General features: G+C 70.9%; 1 protein-coding gene. It reads right to left on the bottom strand.

Annotated elements, in window-relative coordinates; translation table 11 throughout:
* Window positions 1-183 precede the first annotated feature (183 nt).
* The gene (locus CKO13_RS11785; protein ID WP_200261269.1) at window positions 184-1974 is read right to left on the bottom strand and encodes a GGDEF domain-containing protein; all 1791 of its coding nucleotides are present in this window, start codon (window positions 1972-1974) and stop codon (window positions 184-186) included.
* Window positions 1975-2129: the final 155 nt, after the last annotated feature.

Genomic DNA, 2129 nt, shown 5'->3' with positions numbered 1-2129 from the left:
ACCGGCAAGTGCACGGCCACTTCCGCATCATTCCTTTATTCTATCTATAAACTTAAGGTTTATGCAGCCATACGCAGACGCGCGGCGCCGAACGCGGGGCGCAGCCGCTGTCCTGGGGGGTGGTGCGGGGCGGCGGCACGTACGTACCGCCAGCCTAGACGCTGGGGAGGGCGGCGGCGGGGGTCAGGAGGGCGTCAGGCCGCTCGGCTTGCGGCGCCGCTCCACGAAGACGGCGTTGCCGGGGCGCTGCTTGGCCTGGTGCTTGGCCTCGGAGGCGAGGGAGGCCACATCGTGGTGCGACAGGCAGTGGGCGGGATCGGGATAGGCCACCCCCACCGACAGCGAGAGCAGGGGGAAGAACGAGGCGCTGCCGGTGCGGTCCTTGGCGGTCAGGCCGCCCCGGGCGCGGTCCTCGTCGCTGTAGAAGGCCGGCACCTGCGCCTCGAAGCTGTGCAGCATCCGCTCGCAGCGCGCCACCGGGTCGGCGCTGCGCAGCACCAGGATGAAGTCGTCGCCGCCGATGTGGCCGACGAAGTCGCGCTGGCGGTCGGCCTGCCTGACCAGGGACTGGGCGACGGCCTTGATCACCTCGTCGCCGCGGCTGTAGCCGTAGACGTCGTTGAACGGCTTGAAGTGGTCGAGATCGCAGTAGGCGACGCAGAACGCCTCCCCGGCCTCGAGCAGCCGGTCGATGTGGTCGTAGATCGGCACGTTGCCGGGGAGCAGGGTCAGGGGGTTGGCGTAGCGGGCGTTGCGGATCTGCAGGTCGGTGATCTTGCGCAGCAGGTCGAGCACCGAGCCCATGGCGTGGTAGCCCCCGCCGCGGGTGATGACGAAGTCGCGCTCGCTGCCCGCCTCCTGCGCCTCGGTGATCCGCTGCGAGACGCGTTCGACCGGCGTATCGTGCTCGACCACCAGCGGGGCCCGGTCCATGAACCGGCTGACCGGCCGGCGCCCGTACAGGTCCCGGCCGTAAGGCAGAAGGAAGAGCTCCATAAAACGCGCGCGGTGAACCACGCCGACCGGCCTGCCCCCCTCCGCCTCGATCACCGGCAGGGTATGGAGGTCGCGGTGCGTGCGGAAGGCCTCGCTGACCTCCCTGAGGCGGGTATCCGGGAAGAGCGCCGGCGCCTCGTGGCCGACGCTGGCCGCGGTGTCGGTGAGCTGGAACCGCCGGCCGACACGCTGCTCGGCGCCCGCGGCCCCGCCGAGGGCCCCCGGCGGGAGCGAGCGCGGCGGCTCGGCCTGGGGGTAGCCGAAGAAGTAGCCTTGTCCCAAGGGGACCTCCATGGAGCGGATGACGCGCAGCTCCTCCGCGGTCTCGATCCCCTCGGCGATGACCTGGCAGCCGATGCCGAGGGCGATCTCCTGGATCGAGCGCACGAACTCCTGCTTGACGAGGTCCCGATCCACACCGCGGATGAAGTGCTGATCCAGCTTGACGTAGTCCGGCCGCAGCTCGGACCACAGGCGCAGCCCCGAGTACCCCGTCCCGAGGTCGTCGAGGGCGATGGACAGCCCCATGCAGCGGTAGTGGTCGGCGGCCTGCCGCAGCACGTCGTACTCCGTGGGGCTGTGCTCGGTGAGCTCCACGACCGCGTGCTCGGGGCTCGTGCCGTGGCCCTGCAGCAGCCGGCGCGTGACGCCGGGCTGGAAGTCGCTCTGCAGGAGGGTGTCGGGGGTGATGTTCAGGAAGAGCTTGCCCGGCAGGGACTGGGCCTGGAAGGCCTCGATGGCCCGCCGCCGGCAGAGGTTCTCCAGCTCGACGAGCCGCTCCTGCGCCATCGCGGCGCTGAACAGGTCCGCCGGGTGGTGGAGGGGATCGCCCTCGGGGCCACGGGCCAGCGCCTCGTAGCCGATGATCTCGCCGTCGCCGAGCCGGAGGATCGGCTGGAAGCGGGGGCTCACCTCGCCCCCCGCCAGGATCCGGTCGAGCGGGTCGGTGGCCACCGCCGGCTGCTGCGCGAGCTGCATCAACTCCCCCTCCCTGAACATGGCCTTTGCGGGTCCATCGTGGAGGAGCGAGATCACAGGATGATGACGAGCGCGGCCTCGCCTGCCCGGCCATCCCCCCAAGGCGAGGCGGCCGCCGTGCTAGGGTGGAGGCCGATGAGACCCCGTGCCCCGAC

The sequence above is a fragment of the Halorhodospira neutriphila genome (genome assembly GCF_016584055.1).
GTDB classification, from domain to species: domain Bacteria; phylum Pseudomonadota; class Gammaproteobacteria; order Nitrococcales; family Halorhodospiraceae; genus Halorhodospira; species Halorhodospira neutriphila.
This window is presented reverse-complemented; position numbering and strand designations above follow the sequence as displayed.

What these genes read in the sequence shown, in the direction of transcription:
- CKO13_RS11785 (WP_200261269.1), bottom strand. Translation starts at nt 1,974, where the DNA reads ATGCAGCTCGCGCAGCAGCCGGCGGTGGCCACCGACCCGCTCGACCGG.